This window comes from Acidobacteriota bacterium (assembly GCA_018268895.1).
Lineage (GTDB): Bacteria > Acidobacteriota > Terriglobia > Terriglobales > Acidobacteriaceae > Edaphobacter.
Genome location: JAFDVP010000012.1, coordinates 320,878 through 339,725, shown reverse-complemented (window position 1 = coordinate 339,725; position 18,848 = coordinate 320,878). Strand labels below are relative to the sequence as shown.

The window sequence follows — 18,848 nt, the reverse complement described above, 5'->3', positions numbered from 1 at the left end:
GTGGGAGAAGAAGCAATGCAAAGGAATTTCCGCTCGGCATATGTTCGCCCGATCGCCGCAGGGCTGGCCAGTTTGACTCTCGCCGTGCTGGCAGGGTGCGCAGTTAGCCAATCGTCGCCTTCGACGAATTACAGCAGCCCCGTCAAGCTGCAAGGGCAGGTCTTTGCGGGCCGCAATTACATGGCCGGCGCAACGGTGAAGGTCTACGCAACACAATCTAACGGTGTTGCCGCAAACGGTGGCTATACCGGTACGGCCAAGCTGCTGACTACTGTGACAGCGAATACTACCGGCGGCTGGAGCGTTACGGGGCTAAGCTGCTCCAGTCCTGACCAACTCTATGTAACGGCGGAGGCCGGCACCCCGTATCCGTCGGCATCGCTCTCCACCACGCTCGTCAACAATCCAAACTCGCTGATGATGACGGCGATCGGTGACTGTTCGCTTCTTGGCTCGACGGCGGTGTCGAACAACGTCACATCGATTGTGACCAATGAGGCTTCCACGGTCGCGGCGGTCTGGGCGCTCCGGAACTTCATGAGCCTGAACGGCACCACCGTCAACGTGACCGCACCGGCAACCAACTATGCGGGCACCAGCGGTGCGGGAAGCCCCGGCAACTATGCAGGACTGGCTCACGCATTTCTCAATGCCAACAATCTTTCGCCGTACAAGGTGGGCAACTTTCCGCAATACACCAATGGCAGCAAAGACGGAGTCGGCGGTGGACTCGTGCCGGTGCAGGAGTTGAACTCGCTGGCCTATGCACAATATCTGTGCACCATGGGTGGAACGCAATCGGGGGACTTCAGCTACTGCAACAAGCTGTTCCAGTTGGCCACGCCTCCAGGGGGTACCGCGCCTTCCAATTCACTGCAGGCGATGTTGAACATTGCGCGCTATCCCGCAAATAACGCCCAGCCGATCCTTGATTTCACTCTGACGCCAATTCCATACACCACGCAGACCGGATCGCAACAGATCAATGCCGGCGTCTATGTCCCCGCGCTTACCAGCTTTGGCACTGGTGGCGGTTCGGCCACGGATTGGAGCGTCGCCATCTACTACCTTGCTGGCTATGGAGCAACTTCCACCGGGCAGGGCTCGACATATCCCAGCTATGTGACCGTGGACGCGAACGACAATGTGTACTTCTCCAATCCCAATGCCTCCACTAGCACTGCGGGCAATGTGATTGCGCTGGCCAGCAACGGTACTACCCTGTGGACAGCCAATACCGACACAAAGAACCTTACATCGCCGCGGGCCATCGCTGCCGATGCCCTCGGCCATATCTGGATCGCCAATGGAAGCACAACCGCTGCGAGCGCATTTGTGCAGGAGATGGACGCCGCCAGCGGCAATTTAATCCAGCGCTATCCTTCTACCTCCACTACGCTCTATGGAGTTGCAGTGGATTCACTGGGAAATGTCTGGTATGGCTCCAATACCGCAACGGGGCAGAATCTGCATGAGCTCGTGCGTAACGGATCGTCATATGCAGAAGCCACCTTCCCAGTGGTTCCGTCTTCGACTCTTCCGCTTCTTCAAATACGTCCTGACAGTAATAACAATATCTGGGTTGCGGGCAATAGCTCGTCGACGGCGCAGGCTGCCTATTTCCCAAATACCGGAACGGCATCCGCGCCGGCATATACCGCAGGTCTGAAGTTTGCGACGGCCTCCGGTTCGGGAGCTTATGGCATCGCACCCGACGCGAGCGGCAATGCCTATCTTGTAACGAACGGTACTGGCAGCGGTATCTATAAGGCTACGGTCACCGGATCTGGCTCTTCGGCTGTACTGAACGCTGCGAAGGTCACAGCCAACCCGGCAGCGGCTTCCCGCTTTCTCGACATCGACGGTGCAGGCTCCGTCTGGTATCTCGATAACACGACGGGCACCTATCTGTACCAGTACATGCCTTCCAGTGGAGCGACTAACTCCTACTACTCCTGCTACAACGCGGGAACAACAACTGGAACGGGCAGCTCTACCAGTACAGTTCAGGTCTGCAGCACCGGCATGAGCACAAAGCTGGATCTGGCGATCGACTCAACAGGCTCGGTCTGGGTTGCCAGCTATGGAAACTCCGGTGGCGGCCGCATGGTGCAGATCATTGGCCTTGCTGCGCCCACCGTTCCATTGAAGGCGGTCGGCAAGCCTGGCGTGATGCCGTGATGTTGCGCCGCAAGCTCTTAGACCGCGAAAAACAAACACTCAAAGTAGAACCGTGCCGCGTCGATCTGGAGGTAACACCGAACATGCAACTCAAAAAACTGCTCTCGCTGGCGCTGATGCTGACCGTGATGCTTCTGTGCGCCGGGCGCTCCTATGCCCAGTTTGAGACATCCTCGATCCTCGGAAGAGTTACCGACTCAACAGGTGCTGTGCTGGTCGGTGCTACGGTGACGGTGACCAACGTCGACACCAATGTTGCGATTAGCCGCGTGACCGACAAGGCCGGCGAATACACGGTACCGGCGCTCCGTGCAGGTGTTTACAAAATTGTTGCAAGCATGGCTGGCTTCAACGACGCCATTACGGAAAATGTGCATCTGCTGGTTGGAACCAACCAGAGCGTCAATCTGAAGATGTCGCTCGGTGCATCGGAGACTGTCACGGTGCAGTCGGACCAGTTGGTACTAGAGACGGCCTCCAGCCAGAAGCAGCAGGTGCTTACCGACGATGCGATCGAAGCTTTTCCGCTGAAAGATATGAACTATAGCGACCTGTTGCCGCTCGCCTCAGGTGTGACGCAGGACGCGGCCGGGCAGGATCTGGGCACCAGCAGCACGGTGCGCGAAGGGTCCTACAACATCAATGGCCAGCGCTCGACTTACAACAACTACCTGCTCGATGGCATGGACAACAACGCACACGGCACGTCCAACCAGGGTTTCTCCAACCAGGTCATCAATCCGTCGCAATACAACATCACGCAGTTTTCGATCGTGACGACAATACCTGGCGCCGAGTATGGGCGCGCGGCGGGAGGCACGATCAACGTCGCCTTCAAGCAAGGCACCAATAAGTTCCACGGCACCGTCTATGAGTCGCTGCGTAACACAGTCGCCAATGCCAATGGGTTCTTCAAGGCCGCAAGCAACGCGGGCGCGACCAGCCGAACGACGCTGATTCGCAACCAGTTCGGCGGCAATATCGGCGGCCCCATCCTGCGCGACAAGTTCTTCTTCTTCGCCGATTACGAAGGCCTCCGCCAGGTGCGCCAGACGGTAAACCAGGCGAACATCTTCAAGCTCAGCGACCACCAGCTCATCGCCTCACCCAACGCGACGGCCAACACAACGGCAGTGACAAACCCGTTTACTGGCGAGAAGTATGCTTCAGATCGCCCTTTGCCACGCGGTGCGTTGTCGCCCATCGCACTGTCCATTCTCGATGCATTTCCTCTTCCCAATAACAACGGCGCAGGCGCAGCGTCCATTTCCAGCAACTGGTCTTCGCTGCAACGCTTTATAAACAGTTACGACAAGGAAGATCTTCGTATCGATGCGCAGTGGACTCCGCGTATGTCCAGCTTCCTGCGCGTCAGCCAGTCAAAAGAGCACGACTTGGACGGTCCAATCCTGCCTTCGCCGATTGGCGGAGGAAATGGCTACTTCCGTACCATCAACCAGCAGGTTGCGCTTGGCCTGACTCGCCAGATCGGATCGGCGCAGTTGCTGGAGGCGCGCCTCGGAGCCTCCTTCACTAAGGGCGGCAAGCACCCCTACACGCTTGGAGATCCCCGCACCTTCGGTATCCAGGGTGTACCGACCGATCCTAAGGTGTGGGGAGGACTGATCACCATAGGACTCAATGGATATAGCGGCATTGGACGACAGGCCACTAACCCGCAGTGGCAATATCCGTTCTTCCTCAACCCTAAGATTACTTACTCGTGGCTTCACGGAGTTCACAACTTCAAGGCGGGATATGAGTTCGGATATCTGCGCCAGACGGTGCAGGATGTGAACCCTATCTATGGCGACATGGAGTTTCAGAGCGCATTTACCGGATATACCATCAGCGACTTCCTCTTCGGCGTGCCGAACGAAATAGACCTGACAACCTACTTTGTTGCTCATATCCGCCAGGGCGGCCATTCAGCTTTCTTTCAGGACGACTGGAGGATTCTGCCAAAGCTCACTCTGAATATTGGCCTGCGTTATGAGTATGCTTCGCACTTCTACGAGAAGGACGGTCGCCTGACGAACTTCGATCCGGCCAATACGCCGTATAACGGCCAGTTGATACGTGCTGCCGCCTCTGGTTCTGCCTATCAGAAACAGCTTATCGATCCCGATCTGAATGATTTCATGCCGCGCTTCGGATTCGCCTACTCCCCAAATACGAAAATGGTGCTGCGCGGCGGTTACGGTATTGGTTATATGCATTACACGCGCTCCGGCGAAGCGGACAACCTGGCGGTCAATGGTCCTCAGATGAACGCGGCCGTTTACAACCAGGTGCCGAAGTTCACCAGTTCATCAACGACTAAACCAACACCGACGTTGTATACGCTGGATACCGGGTTTCCACAGGGAATGGCCTCCCCGGCAAACTTCAATCTCTTTACCTCGACAGTAAAGTGGCTTCCGCGTAACTACCGTGACCCTTATGTGCAGAGTTGGTACTTCGGAGTTCAGGCAAGCGCCGGTAAGAATCGCGTTGTCGAGGTCGCTTATGTCGGCAATCACGGCTTGAAGTTGCAGGAGGTTGGGACTTACAACCAGCGGCGCCCGGAGTTGGGTAAAGATCTGAGTGGAAATTTCGTCCGTCCCTATAGCAACATTGGCGATGTCACGGAGACCTTCAATGGGGGTATGAGCAACTACAATGGCCTCCAGGCGCGATTTGAGCAAAAAAGCTTGTACGGCTTATGGATACTCAATGCCCTTACGTGGGCTCGCTCCTTCGGCAATGTAGGCGATTCCCTGACCTCTTCGCGCGGCTTCTCCGGCAGTCCACAGGACTACTATGCTTTCCAGCGGAACGATTACGGCCCGTTGCAGTATGACACGCCGATTCTCAACAATACTGCCGTGAACTGGAAGGTTCCAATCGGACGTGGAGGAAAACTGTGGCGCAAAGCGGGTCCGCTGATGAACAACCTGATCGGTGGATGGCAGATTACTGCCTACAATCAATATCATTCCGGTCCTGCGCTAACGCCAAACTTCACGCCATCGGGCGTGCAGCAACTATCCAATTCGGGTGGGGTGCAATACCGCCCATATTTTGCAGTAGACGACGCAAAGGGCAGTGTTACCGGTGTTCCTTATACATCACTGCGTAGCATCGCTATCAAGCGGCTTCACATCCCCGGTCACCCAGAGGCTGCGTTCTGCGATACGGTTTATGTCAGTACTTATGGTTGCACGCTTGGCTTCGCGACAGCCAACCCAAGCGCTGTTGCAAAGCCTGATCCAGTATCTGCTTCTGGTGATTGGTCAGGAACTACTTCCGATCCTCGGGGCAATGTGCCTAACGGGTTGCTGCGCGGAGACTCGTTCGATCAGCTGGATGCTGGCATCAACAAGACCTTTTACCTGCCAGAGAAACTGCGTTTGGAGTTTCGTGGCCAGTTCTATAACGTGCTCAATAAAACGAACTTCACCGTGCCTGGCATGACATGCTGTTCCACATCGTTCGGCCGTATCACCAGCACGTATGGTCCTGGGCGTATCGGCCAGATACAGGCGCGTCTGATCTTCTAAATTACCCTTACCCGTTTTCTCTAGAGGAGAAGTTGAGATGCAATCAAGGCGCGATTTTATTAAGAAGGTAGCGATGCTCAGCGGTCTGGCCGGAGCATCGGGTGTTGTGCCGGAGTCGGTGCAGCGAGCCTTCGCCATCACTCCCGAGAAGGGCTCAACCTACCTGGATGCCGAGCACATCGTCATCGTGATGCAGGAGAACCGGTCTTTCGATCATGTTCTGGGAACTCTGCAGGGTGTGCGCGGTTTCAACGACCCGCGTGCCATCCGTCAGGCCAATGGCAACAGTGTCTTTCTACAGACCAGCATGGCCGGAGAGACGTACCCGCCTTTCCGTCTGGATATCAAGGACACAAAGGCAACATGGATGGGATCGATTCCCCACTCCCGGGAGTCTCAGGTCGACGCCTGGAACCGAGGTCACCACAATGGATGGATCGACGCCAAGCGCTCGCACCACGCGCAGTATGCGCCTGTTCCGCTGACGATGGGGCATTACACGCGCGAAGATCTGCCCTTCCACTATGCGCTGGCCGATGCCTTCACCGTGTGTGACCAGCACTATTGCGGCGCGATGACCAGCACCACGCCAAATCGCAGCATCTTTATGACTGGTACGGTACGCGACAAGCAGAGTACTGATTCACTTGTTTTCATGCGCAATCCCGAGCTCAGCAAAGGCGGCATGGTCTGGAAGACGTTCCCTGAGCGGTTGCAGGATGCCGGCATCGACTGGAAGTTCTATCAAAATGAACTGACGCATGGCTCAAACCTATCTCCGGAAGAGCATCAATGGCTTTCGAACTTCGGTTGTAACGTTCTCGAAATGTTCGGTGCCTACCACTCAGAGACAGGAAACTCCGACCTGCAAAAGCGCGCTTTCGTTACGAATGCTGCCGACAAAAACTATCACAATCTCGATACGCTGCAATTCGAGATTGATGGAAAGAAGATTGAGATGAAGGCCCCGAAGGGCGACGTGCTCCACCAGTTCCGTTACGACGTCGACCACGGCAAGCTCCCGACGGTCTCCTGGCTGGCGCCACCAGAGAAGTTCTCCGACCATCCCACGGCCCCCTGGTTTGGAGGATGGTGGGTCTCCGAGATCGTTGACATCCTGACAAAGAACCCTGAGGTCTGGAAAAAGACAATTCTCATCTATACCTACGATGAGAACGACGGTTACTTCGACCATGCACCTTCATTCGTAGCCGCAGATCCGAAGAACCGTGCTACCGGACGCGCCTCCGCTGGAATCGATACCGGTCTTGAATACACCTATGTTCAGGACGAGCTACGTCAGGGTGTTCCAGAGCGCGATGCCCGGAGCGGCCCCATCGGGCTTGGCTATCGCGTTCCACTCATCGTTGCTTCTCCATGGACGCGCGGCGGCTGGGTCAACTCACAGCTCTGCGAGCACAGCTCTACGTTGCAGTTCCTCGAAACCTTTATCGCTCGCAAGTACGGCAAACAGTTGCGCGAGACAAACATCAGCCCATGGCGTCGCACCGTTTCCGGCGATCTCACTTCCGTCTTCCGCCCCTTTGACGGCGAGAAGGCAGAGCTGCCTTTCCTGGAACGCGACAAGGTCCTCAAGACGATTCAGATGGCGAAGTACAAAGAGCTTCCCTCTAACTTCAAGAAGCTCAGCCGTGAAGAGATCGCGCAGGTCAACGCGGATACGAAAGGTTCAACGTTGCTTTCCAGGCAGGAGAAGGGCATTCGCCCTTCAAACGCCCTGCCATACGAGTTATACGCAGACGGCGGCGTGGCGAGCGGTAACTTTGAGCTGCATCTGACGGCAGCCAATACTGTTCATGGAGCAAGATCTGCGGGATCGCCCTTCAATGTCTATCTTCGCAATGTGCGTCTCGATAGCGGAGCGAAGAAATATGCGGGTGATAACTCCGACATGTTTGTAGCTACTTATACCGTCAAGGCGGGCGATACGCTCCACCAGGCCTTCCCGATGAATCTCTTCGCGAGCAATAAATATGAGATCGAGGTCGTAGGGCCTAACGGCTTCTACCGGTGTTTCCGCGGTGATTCTGCACCGAATGTGCTCGCCGTGCGCTCCACGTGTGAGATGAAAAGCTCCTCTCTGACCGGCAACATAGAGCTGAAGCTTAAGAACAACGGGCAATCCCCTATCGTTGTGGACGTACGCGACGAGTCGTATAAAACTGGCACGCAGAACGTGAAGATTGCGGCCGGTGCCGAGTCGTCCGTTGTCCTGAATCTCTCAAAGCAACATGGATGGTATGACTTTTCAGTAAAGCAGACTGGTTTCAATGCCGAGTCCCGGTACGCGGGCCGCATCGAGACCGGTAATTCCAGCTATAGCGATCCTGCAATGGGGCATTCGATATAAAAGCCGGAAGAGAGGCGGTGCCAGGTTTTTCTGCGCGTTGAATGCCGCGGATTAGACTGGCTCCGCCAGTATTCCTTTTGAAGGAGCATTCGGCATGTCATCGCTATTGTCCTTCAATGCCACTCCCGTGGTTCCCAGTATCCGGGCGCGATCCAGCAGATGAACCAGTCGAAATGCTGCCTCTGTGTAGCCGAGACCCTCCGGGCGAATGTTCGACACGCAGTTGCGCTCTGAATCCATGCGGCCTATGCGCGGACGATAAGTCAGATAGGCCCCCAGGCTGTCTGGCGATTTCAGCCCTGGCCGCTCGCCAATAAGCACCAGCACGGCTTCCGCTCCGCGAATCTCTCCGATCTCGTCACCAAGCGCCACACGCGCCTCGGTCGCGAGAACAATTGGATCAAGCACCCACTCGGCGAGACTGCCGCGCAGTGAGTCGAGAAGTGGCAGTGCATGCGTCATCGGCGCAAGAGCAGAAAGCCCATCGGCTACAACCACTGTCAACAGATGGGGCGAAGGCTTCTGCACTCGTCGCAACGCCTCGGCCGAGGTTGGCTCAAGCAAACGCCCGAGGTCGGGACGCCGGAGGTACTCCGTCCGGCTGCGCGCACGACTGGTCACAGTGAGTGTTTCAAATCCGGCATGTTGAAAAGATTGTTTCAGTCCTGCAACGTTCAGCGACGTATAGATGGCATCGCGCGCGAGCGCATGGTCGCTGTTGAATGCAAGCAATGGAGACGTTGGCGTACTCACGCCAGCGCGCCCTGTCGCAATTCGCGCCGTGGTCCACTGCGTGAGTCTGCTCCAGGGGTCGACTCTTGTCAGGTCTTTATTCATGCCAGGGAATCGAAGACCTCCCCCGGCAATAGCCGTTCCAGCGAAGCGCGTGAGAACGCAAGATTTCCCTGCCTATCGACGATCTGCATAGCGTGCAGCCAACCCTCGAACTCTGGTGCACGTTTCAGGCCCAACACGCTACGAACATAGAGCGCGTCTTGAAATGAGGTGCTCTGGTAGTTCAGCATAATGTCGTCGGCTCCCGGCACGCCGATGATAAAGTTTACGCCCGCCATCGCAAGCAGCGACAGGAGGTTGTCCATATCGTCCTGGTCCGCCTCCGCATGATTGGTATAGCAGACGTCGCATCCCATCGGCAGCCCAAGCAGTTTGCCGCAGAAGTGGTCTTCGAGTCCAGCGCGAATAATCTGCTTGCTGTCGAACAGATATTCCGGCCCGATGAAGCCTACGACGGTATTAACCAGCAGAGGGTCGAAGGCCCGTGCCACCGCGTATGCTCGCGCTTCGCAGGTCTGCTGGTCCACGCCGAAGTTCGCTTGCGCCGAAAGCGCGCTGCCCTGGCCAGTTTCAAAGTACATGCAGTTCGTGCCAAGCGTGCCACGCTTCAGGGAGAGCGCCGCCTGATGTGCTTCTTTGAGCAGCGAGAGCGCAATTCCGAAACTCGTATTCGCTTTTTCACTACCGGCAATGGACTGAAAGACCAGATCCACCGGCGCTCCCAGGCGGATTGCTTCAATGGTGTTGGTGATGTGCGTCAATACGCAGCTCTGAATCGGCGCGTCGAATCGATTGCGGAAGTCGTCAAGCAGGTTGAGCAACGTTATGGCCGAACCGATGCTGTCGCTTGCAGGGTTGATGCCGATCACTGCATCGCCGCAGCCATACAGGATGCCGTCGATGACCGATGCAAGAATTCCCCTTGGATCGTCCGTGGGGTGATTGGGCTGCAAGCGCACAGCCATGGTGCCCGGCAGTCCAATCGTCGTGCGGAACCGCGTGACCACGCGAATTCTACTGGCTGCGAAGATCAGGTCCTGGTTGCGCATGATCTTCGAGACGGCAGCCGCCATCTCAGGGGTAAGCCCGTGCGCGACAGCCGCGAGCGTATCGCTCTGTTGGCTCGTTGTTGCCTCTTCCAGAATCCACTCGCGAAGCTGGCCCACGGTAAGATGAGCAACTGCGGCAAACGCGGCTTCATCATGCGTATCGACGATCAGCCTTGTGACCTCATCGTCTTCATAGGGGATCACGCACTCGTTCAGGAAGTGTTTCAACGGGACATCGGCTAACGCGAAACGCGCGGCTGCACGTTCGATCTCTGAAGCAGCCGCAATACCGGCAAGTTCGTCCCCGCTACGAGCAGGAGTGGCCTTCGCAAGCAGGTCTTTCAGATCTCGAAAAGAATACTTCGTTCCGTTGATCGTATGTGCAAATGCCATCGTCCTTCCTCAGGCAGCCAATCTCGAACGGGTGAGATGAACCACGAGATATCCAATAGCAAGCAACCCGCAGAAGATCAGAGAGATCGCTTTATTGTTATAGACAATACTGGCCAGGCAGACACACACGCCGGCCAGCGTCCAGATCGGTCCCAGCGGATAGAGTCTCGCACGAAATGGCCGCGCCATATCGGGCTCTGCTTTGCGTAGACGGAATAGCGCCAACATGCTGATGGCGTACATAACAAGAGCGCCCAGTACCGACATCGTGACAATGTTCGCCGTCAGCGGTTGGCCGCCGATCGTAATGAACGAGTCGCTATAAATTGCTGCGATGCCGATAACTCCTCCCGCAAGAATAGCCACCCACGGCGTCTTCAGTCGCGGGTGAATCCTGCTGAAGACCGAAGGCAGATAACCTGCGCGTGCCAACGCGAAGATCTGCCGCGAGTAGCCGAAGATAATTCCGTGCAGCGAGGCGATCAGCCCGAAGAGCCCGAGCCACACCAGCATATGGAGCCATCCGCTCGAAGGGCCGACAATAATCTTCATTGCCTGCGGTAAAGGATCGTTGATATTCGACAAGATGCGCCAGTCGCCAACTCCGCCGGCAAACAGCATCACGCCAATCGCCAACGCCAGCAGCGTGCAGATACCGGAGATATAAGCGATCGGGATCGAATGCGCGGGTCGCTCTGCTTCTTCAGCAGCCATCGCGACGCCTTCGATCGCAAGAAAAAACCAGATTGCAAACGGTACCGCGGCAAACATGCCATGAAACGCGCCCGCGTGAAATTGAGCGTGACCGGCCCATCCATGCGCAACAAAATTGGAAATCTTGAACCCCGGTGCGACAACGGCCATGAACACGAGCAGTTCGATAATGGCAAGCATCGTGATGAAGAGCTCGAAGCTCGCGGCGATACGCACGCCAATGATATTGATGGCCATAAATAAGAGATAGGCCAGCACAGCCGCATTCTTCGGTGCGAGAGCGGGGAACTGCACGTTGAGGTAGGCGCCGATGGCAAGTGCAATCGCAGGCGGCGCAAAGACGAACTCAATCAATGTCGCGGCTCCTGCAAGGTACCCTCCCACCTCGCCAAACGCCCTCTCCGCGTAGGCAAACGGGCCGCCAGCCTGAGGAATCGCCGTCGTCAGCTCCGTAAAGCTGAAGATGAAGGTCGTATACATGGTGGCGACGTAGATCGTCGTCACAAGAAAACCAAGCGTTCCTGCGCTCGCCCAACCGTAACTCCAGCCGAAGTATTCGCCCGAAATGACGAGACCGACGGCGATGCCCCACAGTTGCCATGTATTCAGCGTGGCGCTTAAGTGTTGGCTATCGTTCAAGATATCTCCCACTGCCATTATGCTTGCGCCGAGCAGGGCACGGTTATCGAAAATCGGCAAAACTGGGTGCTGATTCTGCTCATGGAATAGGACGGCATATATTCTTTAACCGAAATATAAAGCCACTATGGTATTGTCCCTGTCGTGGAGACCGTACAACAAACTCGCCCCGGTCCTGCCTGGTCCCTCACTGCTCCGCCAGCTTATCGCTATGTCTCCAGCGACCCAAACACGCAGGCAGACAACCTGCGCGGCTGGTCGCAACTCTACGACCAGCTCTCTGTAGGCGGTTTCAAAGGAGAGATTGCAGGCGCACGCTTTAGCGGCATCCATCTCTTCTGCGAAACAACGAATCTTAGCCTGCGTCAGTCCTGCGTCGTGCAATCCAACAGCTGGTGGTTCGGCATTCCCGTCTCCGAAGACGATTCATTCCGCATCGACGAGCGGCGTGTCGAAGATGGAACTGTGGTCGTCCGTCGCGGCCGCCAGCCCTTTGAGCTGATCACTCCCGCCAGCTTCCGTATCTTTGGCGTTGTTATCCCTCACAAGGTTCTTGTCGATCATCTGCGCTCGGTCTTCCCCGACGAAGACGCGCTGGAGCGCATCGAACTCGGCGCTATGCAGGGGCGCATGCGCGCCAGCAACGCAACGCGACGGCTCTTCGGCGATGTGCTTGGAGAGATCGGCCGCCGTCCCGAGGTTCTGCAATCTCCCGCGGCGTGTCTTGCCATTCAAGGCCCTGTCCTCGACGCAATCACTGAGATGTGCGCATCGTCCCAGCAGACGCACGAGATTCCCCGCATTGCAATGGAACATGCGCAGATCGTCAGAAAAGTCAGGCAGTTTCTACTGGAAAACAGCGACCGAACGATCTCCGTGCCGGAGCTGTGTACGATCTTCAAGGTCAGCCGAAGAACGCTGCAATATGCGTTCGACCATGTGCTTGGCATCGGCCCCAATGCCTATCTTAAGATCCTTCGCTTGAATGGAGTTCGTCGCGACCTGTTGCGCCGGGACATAAGAATCCCCGTACAGCAGGCGGCCTCCGACTGGGGCTTCTGGCATCTCAGTCAGTTCGCCAAGGACTATCGAACACTGTTCGATGAGCTTCCTTCCGTAACGGCGAAGCGCGCTGAACGCGCACTCATCTGAACGATTTCATTGTTTTTTTATCGTTTCGGAACCTATTTGCCGAAATTTGATAACAGGTTTTCTTTTCAGCTTCGTATTCTCGCAGCAGCACGATGTTCCATCTGTGATGTTGTGAGTTCTGTTTGCGCACCGGGTTTGCAGCCTGCGTCAAACAGCTCCCCACATCGCATTCATCATAGGCACCGTTTGAACTGATAGCCATGCCCGACTTATGGAGAAAAGCCAATGCTGAGCGCATCCAGGTACAACCAACTGAAACGGCCAGGCAGATTGCTCTCAATCTTGGGAGTACTCTGCATGACCCTTCTGGCCACGAGCAGCAATGCTCAATCTATCCAGGGATCTGTCATTGGAAACGTGCATGATGCTGCAAATGCCGTCATTCCGAATGCCACCGTCACCCTGATCAATGTGGATGAAGGAACCACCCGCACTGCCAATACAGGTTCCGACGGCAACTATCGCTTCATCGATGCGAAAGCCGGCCATTACACCGTACAAGTGACTGCTCCTGGCTTTGCGAAGTGGTCGGTGACGAACGCCACTCTCGTTGCGCGTCAGGAACTGCGTATTGACGCTTCCATGCAGGTCGGAACCATCCAGCAGGAGGTCGTCGTCTCCTCCGACGCTGTAAGTGGTGTCGAGACGGATGATCCGTCAGTCAGCAGCAGCTACAACACCAAGCAGATCGCCTCTCTCCCGGTAAATACTCGTGCAAGCTCCAGCGGAACAAGCGCTATCAACATTGTAGGGACGCTCCCCGGTGTTCAGGCAGATAAAGGCAGCTTCTCGTTGCAGGGCGGCCTCCCATTTCAGACTGAGGTTTCGGTAGACGGCATCACAGTACAAGGTGCGAACAACAACTCGCCCCTTGTCAATGCCTTTCCTTCCAGTGAAGGTATCTCTGAGCTACGCGCAGATGGAGCGCAGAACGGCGCCGAGTTCGGGCAGCCTGGTGAGATCACTGTTATTACCAAGGGTGGCTCGAATACGATCCACGGCTCTGCATTCTGGTATCACCAGAACGCGGCCTTCAATGCGATTCCTTATACCCTTCCAATCACCCCAAAGAAGCCAAAGCTCGTTGCCAACACCTTCGGCGCCAGCTTTGGTGGGCCGGTCGTGATCCCGCATCTCTACAACGGCCATAATCGTACCTTCATCTTCGGCGACTACGAAGGCTGGAGATATCCGGCCCAGACTACGGTCAGGTATGTGGTTCCCACTGCGGCAATGAAGAAGGGCGATTTCTCAAACTACATCTCGTCGGGTTTCACCGGGCTAAGGAATCCAAATACAGGCGGCAGCTATGGAACAACACTGCCTTCGACTTCTATCAATGCGGCCTCACAAAAACTCCTGCAGTTCTTCCCGGATCCAAACACTGGGAACACCAGCGTCTATACCGATGATGGAACCGCAAACTACATCACGAACAAGGACCAGAGCAAGAGCTCCAATCAGTTCGATATTCGTGGGGACCAGTACTTTGGCAGCAACCAGAAGTTTCTGCTTTGGGGCAGGTATAGCTGGAAGAACTTCCCGCAGAATAGTCCCCAGACTCTCGCTGTCCCGGGATCGCAAAGCACAGGTAAATCTCGCGTCCTCAAGGTCGATGCGAACTACACCATCACGCCCCGCCTGATCAACGAGTTTGGTTACGGCTACACGCGTTATGCCACTGGCAATACGAACAGTTTTGATGGAAAAGGCTTTACCAACGGTCTGGGTCTCAACGGGCTTCAGAACCTCTTCTATAACGGGCTGCCAGAGCTGGACTTCAACTATCTCACCGCCCTGGATGCTGATCGCCTGGACTCCATCACACAATCCAATACATCGGTTTATACGGATGGCCTTAGCTGGTCGCTCGGCAAACACCAGATGAAGTTCGGGATGGATATACGCACGATTCAAGCGATTACGCCGCTGGGCTTCAACGGCTCCGACAACTACGGCACCTTTGGATATAACACCAGTAGCAGTCAGGGTCTGTTCACGGGCGTCGATTTTGCCGACTTCCTGATGGGACTTCCGTACCAGACCTTCTACGATGTCGTCAGTCAGGACAATAACGGCAAGTCGACTCACTACCATTTCTATGCACAGGACCAGTGGGCGGTTTCACCGAAACTGACTCTAAGCTACGGCATTCGTTATGAGCTGCATCCGCCGTACTCCGATGTCCACGGCGATATCGGCAACTTCGATCCGTCGCGCGCTTTGTCAGGCATTTCCATCTATCCCGATGGGCATGCGGATCTCCTGGCCGCCAGCTTCCTCGCCAGCGCTAACGCCTGCTCGCCCTACGGCTCCAGCACAGGCTCTACCGTCAATGGAGCGCCCTGCATGCCGGTACTCTCCAACACCCAGGCGGGCTATCCCGGAGGCCTGAAGCACTATCCGAAGTATCGCTTTATGCCCCGCTTCGGGTTCGCATGGCGGCCCTTCGGTAGCAACAAGACCTCCGTCCGTGGCGGTTTTGGCATGTACAACATCACCCTGCTCGGCGGTAACTTCTACTCGCTCACCGGCACCCTGCAGGCCCAGACCACGCAGTACACCAACACCTACAACTCGACATCGCACGCCATCGGGTACCAGTGGCCCAACATCTATGCAGGCGCCGGCAACGGTGGGTGCTTTACCTGCTATGGTCAGGGTTACTTCGGCACCGCAAACAGCACCAACTGGAAGGACCCCCACACGGAGCAGTGGTCGTTGAGCGTTGAGCAGGAGATCGCACAGGGCTATAACCTTCGTCTCTCCTATATCGGCTCGGTCTCCCGTCAGTTGGTCTACGCTCCAGACGAGAACACGCTTCCATTCTCGAGCACGGTCTCCGCATACAACCAGCCACTCAGCGCCCGGCTCTTCCCCAACTGGGGGCGCATCAACACCCGCGCTACCGGGGCGGACGCCAATTATGAATCGATGCAAATCGAGGTGATGCACCGCTACAACAAGGGGCTCCAGTTCGATTCGATTTACACCTTTGCCAAGGGGCTCTCAAATAATCAAGGCCCAGCGAACTCAGGCTTCGCCGGGGAGACCGGTGGCTCTCGAGCCACATCCATCCTGGATCGTCATGTTGACTTCGGCAACGTGTACGGCTCTCGTCGCAGCCTCTGGAATACAACCATGGTGTACGACCTACCGATCGGCCGTGGCAAGACGTTTGGCTCCTCCATGTCGCGTGCTCTCGACCTTGTAGTCGGTGGATGGCAGATCACAAATATCTTCCTCATGCAGTCCGGCCCGTTTGAATCGCCTTATTTCCCTAGCGGACAAGGGGATCCGTCCGGTACGGGATCTGGCCTCACCAGCTCTTCCACCGGTTACGATCCCGGACACCGCAACCAGTACCCGGACCGTGTGCCCGGCGCTCCGATCGCAGCGGCGAACCGTACGCGTATGAACTGGGTGAACAAAGCAGCTTTTACATGCCCCGGAAACCCAAACTGGCAACAGGGAACCGCCTGCACTACCGGAAGCGGCAGCGGGCCCGTTCCTTTGCCCATCGGACGCTTTGGCAATGCAGGTACGGGTGCCATTGTTGGCCCGGGAACGGTCAGTCTTAGCTCTGGTCTGAGCAAGTCGTTCGCACTTACCGAACGCCTACATCTCCGTGCCGAAGGAACCTTCCAGAATGTGCTGAACCACACCAACCTCGGCGATCCGAACATGAACGTCAGTTCTCCCACTTTCGGGCGAATCACAGGGACACTCGGCTCGGGATCAGGTACCTCGGTGCTTGGCGCTCGTAACGGTCAGGTTGCAGTTCGACTGGATTTCTAACCACAACATATAACGCAACCATGCGATGCGAGGGCCGTTGCCCTCGCATCGTTGTATAGGAAGAAGTGATGAGTCCCAGAAGAAGCCGCCGCGATTTCTTCCGTATGAGCACCGCCCTCGCGGGAGCAACGATGCTCCCGGCCAGCATCCGTGAGGCACTGGCTATCCCCGCTGCGCGCCGAACCGGCACCATCAATGACGTCGAACACGTCGTCATCCTCATGCAGGAGAACCGCTCCTTCGATCATTACTTCGGCACGCTGCGCGGCGTGCGCGGATTCAGCGATCCTCGCCCTGCGCCTCTGCCCAACGGCAAGTCCATCTGGCACCAGCCCATCGCCACAACGAAGACCAAGAAATACCACGCTCGCGGCATCTCACCCGACGCGAAGCAAGTCCTGCCCTTCTACATCAATCCGCAGCAGACAACGGAGTTTCAGGCCGGCACCGACCACGGCTGGAGCACCGGCCACCTCGCATGGAACAACGGCCATTGGAACCAGTGGGTCAATCAAAAGCAGGACGTCCTCACCATGGGCTACCTTAAACGGCAGGATGTTAGCTTCCACTATGCTCTCGCAGACGCCTTTACGATTTGCGATGCGTATCATTGCTCCGTCCACGCCAACACCTGCCCCAACCGCATCTACATGTGGTCTGGAACCATGGACCCGCGCAATGCTTATGGCACGCGACCGAACGGGCCGGGCTTCGACGAGCGTCACAAAGTCAACGGTTATACCTGGGCCACTTATCCCGAGCGCCTCGAAAAAGCTGGCATCTCCTGGAAGCTGTATCAGGGAGGCAGCGGCGAGCCCGGTACGCCTACTGATAATTACACTGACAACTCGCTTGAGTTCTTTGCGCAATATCATGTGCAGGAGGGTGCTTCGCCCACCAGTCCGCTTGTGCAGAAGGGCATTACAGATCGCACGCTGGCAGGCTTCCGCGAAGATGTTGAGAAGGGCAAACTCGCTCAGGTAAGCTGGGTCGTCGCGCCCTACAAATACTCCGAGCACCCTGAGGCCTCCCCTACCGACGGCGCATACTACATCTCGTTAGTACTCGATGCACTCACCGCAAATCCAGAGGTCTGGTCGAAGACCGTCATGCTCATCAACTACGACGAGAACGACGGCCTCTTCGACCACATCGTTCCGCCTATGCCTCCCCGCAGTCAGGAGCGCAACAAATACGGCCTCGTCTCCGACGATCTTCTTGCCAGCCTCGCGGATGAATTCATCGACATGACGAAGTATCCCTCCGAGCGTCGTCCCATCATCCCCAACGCCGACCCCGGCGGCATACAGCCCATCGGCCTCGGGCCGCGCGTCCCCATGCTCGTCGTCTCCCCCTGGAGCACAGGCGGTTGGGTCTGCTCCGAGGTATTCGACCACACTTCAGTCCTCCGGTTTCTTGAAAAACGCTTCGATATCGCAGAACCCAACATCAGCAAGTGGCGGCGCTCTCTCTGTGGCGATCTCACCTCCGCATTAGACTTCACACAAGGGCCAGCAACCCGCCACACATCGTTTCCTCCGCCTCGGCCCATCCAGTCGTTACACCAGCCCTACAGCGTCCCCGAACCGCAGACCATGCCCGTGCAGGAGCAGGGAACCCGCCCAGCGCGCGCCCTGCCTTACTCGCTTCAGACCTCTTGCCACGTCGAAGCGGACCGCATCACGCTTGATCTCGCCAACAAGGGCGCGGCAGGAGCGGCCTTCTACATCTACAACGGAATCACTCCAACCGAAGAGCCGCGTCGTTACACCGTCTCCGCTGGAGATACGCTCACAGATCATTGGAGCGCAGATGCTGGCAAGCCATTTAATCTCGCTGCTTATGGACCCAACGGTTACCTCGTCCACGTCAAAGGCGCCGCAGCATCGCAGGAGCCGCTTGTCGCACTCAAACCAGAGTTATCTGGACTTGCATTGAATCTCACGCTTTCCAATTGCTCATCCTCGACAATTCATCTCTCCATCGCAGAGGGCTACACGAACTTCGCCGCGCAAAAAGAGCTTGTTCCAAACGCTGAAGTTACTCTGAGCCTCCCCTTGCATGCAAACCATCGCTGGTACGACGTCAAGGTCACGATCCCAGAGAATAAGGGCTATCTACGCCGCTTCGCTGGCCATGTTGAAAACGGTCAGCCTGGCAGCAGCGACCCAGCTCCAGGCCCAGCGAATTGAGAGAAGGGCCTTTAGTGTTGGA

Annotated in this window: 9 protein-coding genes; 6 read left to right on the top strand and 3 right to left on the bottom strand. The window is 56.5% G+C overall.

The window, feature by feature from the left end; all coding sequences use genetic code 11:
• Window positions 1-15 precede the first annotated feature (15 nt).
• The 3 genes from JSS95_15030 to JSS95_15020 all read left to right on the top strand — a co-directional run bounded on the left by JSS95_15030 (window position 16) and on the right by JSS95_15020 (window position 8,094).
• The gene (locus JSS95_15030; protein ID MBS1801125.1) at window positions 16-2,181 is read left to right on the top strand and encodes a hypothetical protein; all 2,166 of its coding nucleotides are present in this window, start codon (window positions 16-18) and stop codon (window positions 2,179-2,181) included.
• Window positions 2,182-2,264: 83 nt separating this feature from the next.
• Entirely contained in the window at window positions 2,265-5,723 is a 3,459-nt protein-coding gene (locus JSS95_15025; protein MBS1801124.1) for a TonB-dependent receptor, read from the top strand.
• 37 nt (window positions 5,724-5,760) lie between these two features.
• Complete coding sequence (locus JSS95_15020; protein ID MBS1801123.1) at window positions 5,761-8,094, top strand: phospholipase C, phosphocholine-specific; 2,334 nt, start codon at window positions 5,761-5,763, stop codon at window positions 8,092-8,094.
• A 51-nt stretch (window positions 8,095-8,145) separates the two neighbouring features.
• On the opposite strand, the gene eutC is transcribed toward JSS95_15020, so the two are convergent.
• The 3 genes from eutC to eat are packed head-to-tail and all read right to left on the bottom strand — an operon-like array spanning window position 8,146 to window position 11,702.
• The gene (gene eutC / locus JSS95_15015; protein ID MBS1801122.1) at window positions 8,146-8,931 is read right to left on the bottom strand and encodes an ethanolamine ammonia-lyase subunit EutC; all 786 of its coding nucleotides are present in this window, start codon (window positions 8,929-8,931) and stop codon (window positions 8,146-8,148) included.
• Window positions 8,928-10,331 (bottom strand): ethanolamine ammonia-lyase subunit EutB, encoded by a 1,404-nt coding sequence (locus tag JSS95_15010; protein ID MBS1801121.1) that lies wholly within the window; start codon window positions 10,329-10,331, stop codon window positions 8,928-8,930. The genes eutC and JSS95_15010 overlap by 4 nt, the downstream gene beginning before the upstream one ends.
• A 9-nt stretch (window positions 10,332-10,340) precedes the next feature.
• Window positions 10,341-11,702: an ethanolamine permease gene (gene eat, locus JSS95_15005; GenBank protein ID MBS1801120.1), complete on the bottom strand. Its 1,362-nt coding sequence runs from the start codon at window positions 11,700-11,702 to the stop codon at window positions 10,341-10,343.
• A 126-nt stretch (window positions 11,703-11,828) separates the two neighbouring features.
• On the opposite strand from eat, the gene JSS95_15000 reads away from it, so the two are divergent.
• From JSS95_15000 to JSS95_14990, 3 genes are all read left to right on the top strand, one after another.
• On the top strand, window positions 11,829-12,836 hold the full coding sequence (locus JSS95_15000; protein ID MBS1801119.1) for a helix-turn-helix domain-containing protein: 1,008 nt from the start codon (window positions 11,829-11,831) through the stop codon (window positions 12,834-12,836).
• Between the two features lie 225 nt (window positions 12,837-13,061).
• Entirely contained in the window at window positions 13,062-16,634 is a 3,573-nt protein-coding gene (locus tag JSS95_14995) for a TonB-dependent receptor (protein MBS1801118.1), read from the top strand.
• 68 nt (window positions 16,635-16,702) lie between these two features.
• Window positions 16,703-18,826 (top strand): phospholipase C, phosphocholine-specific, encoded by a 2,124-nt coding sequence (locus tag JSS95_14990; GenBank protein MBS1801117.1) that lies wholly within the window; start codon window positions 16,703-16,705, stop codon window positions 18,824-18,826.
• Window positions 18,827-18,848 lie beyond the last annotated feature (22 nt).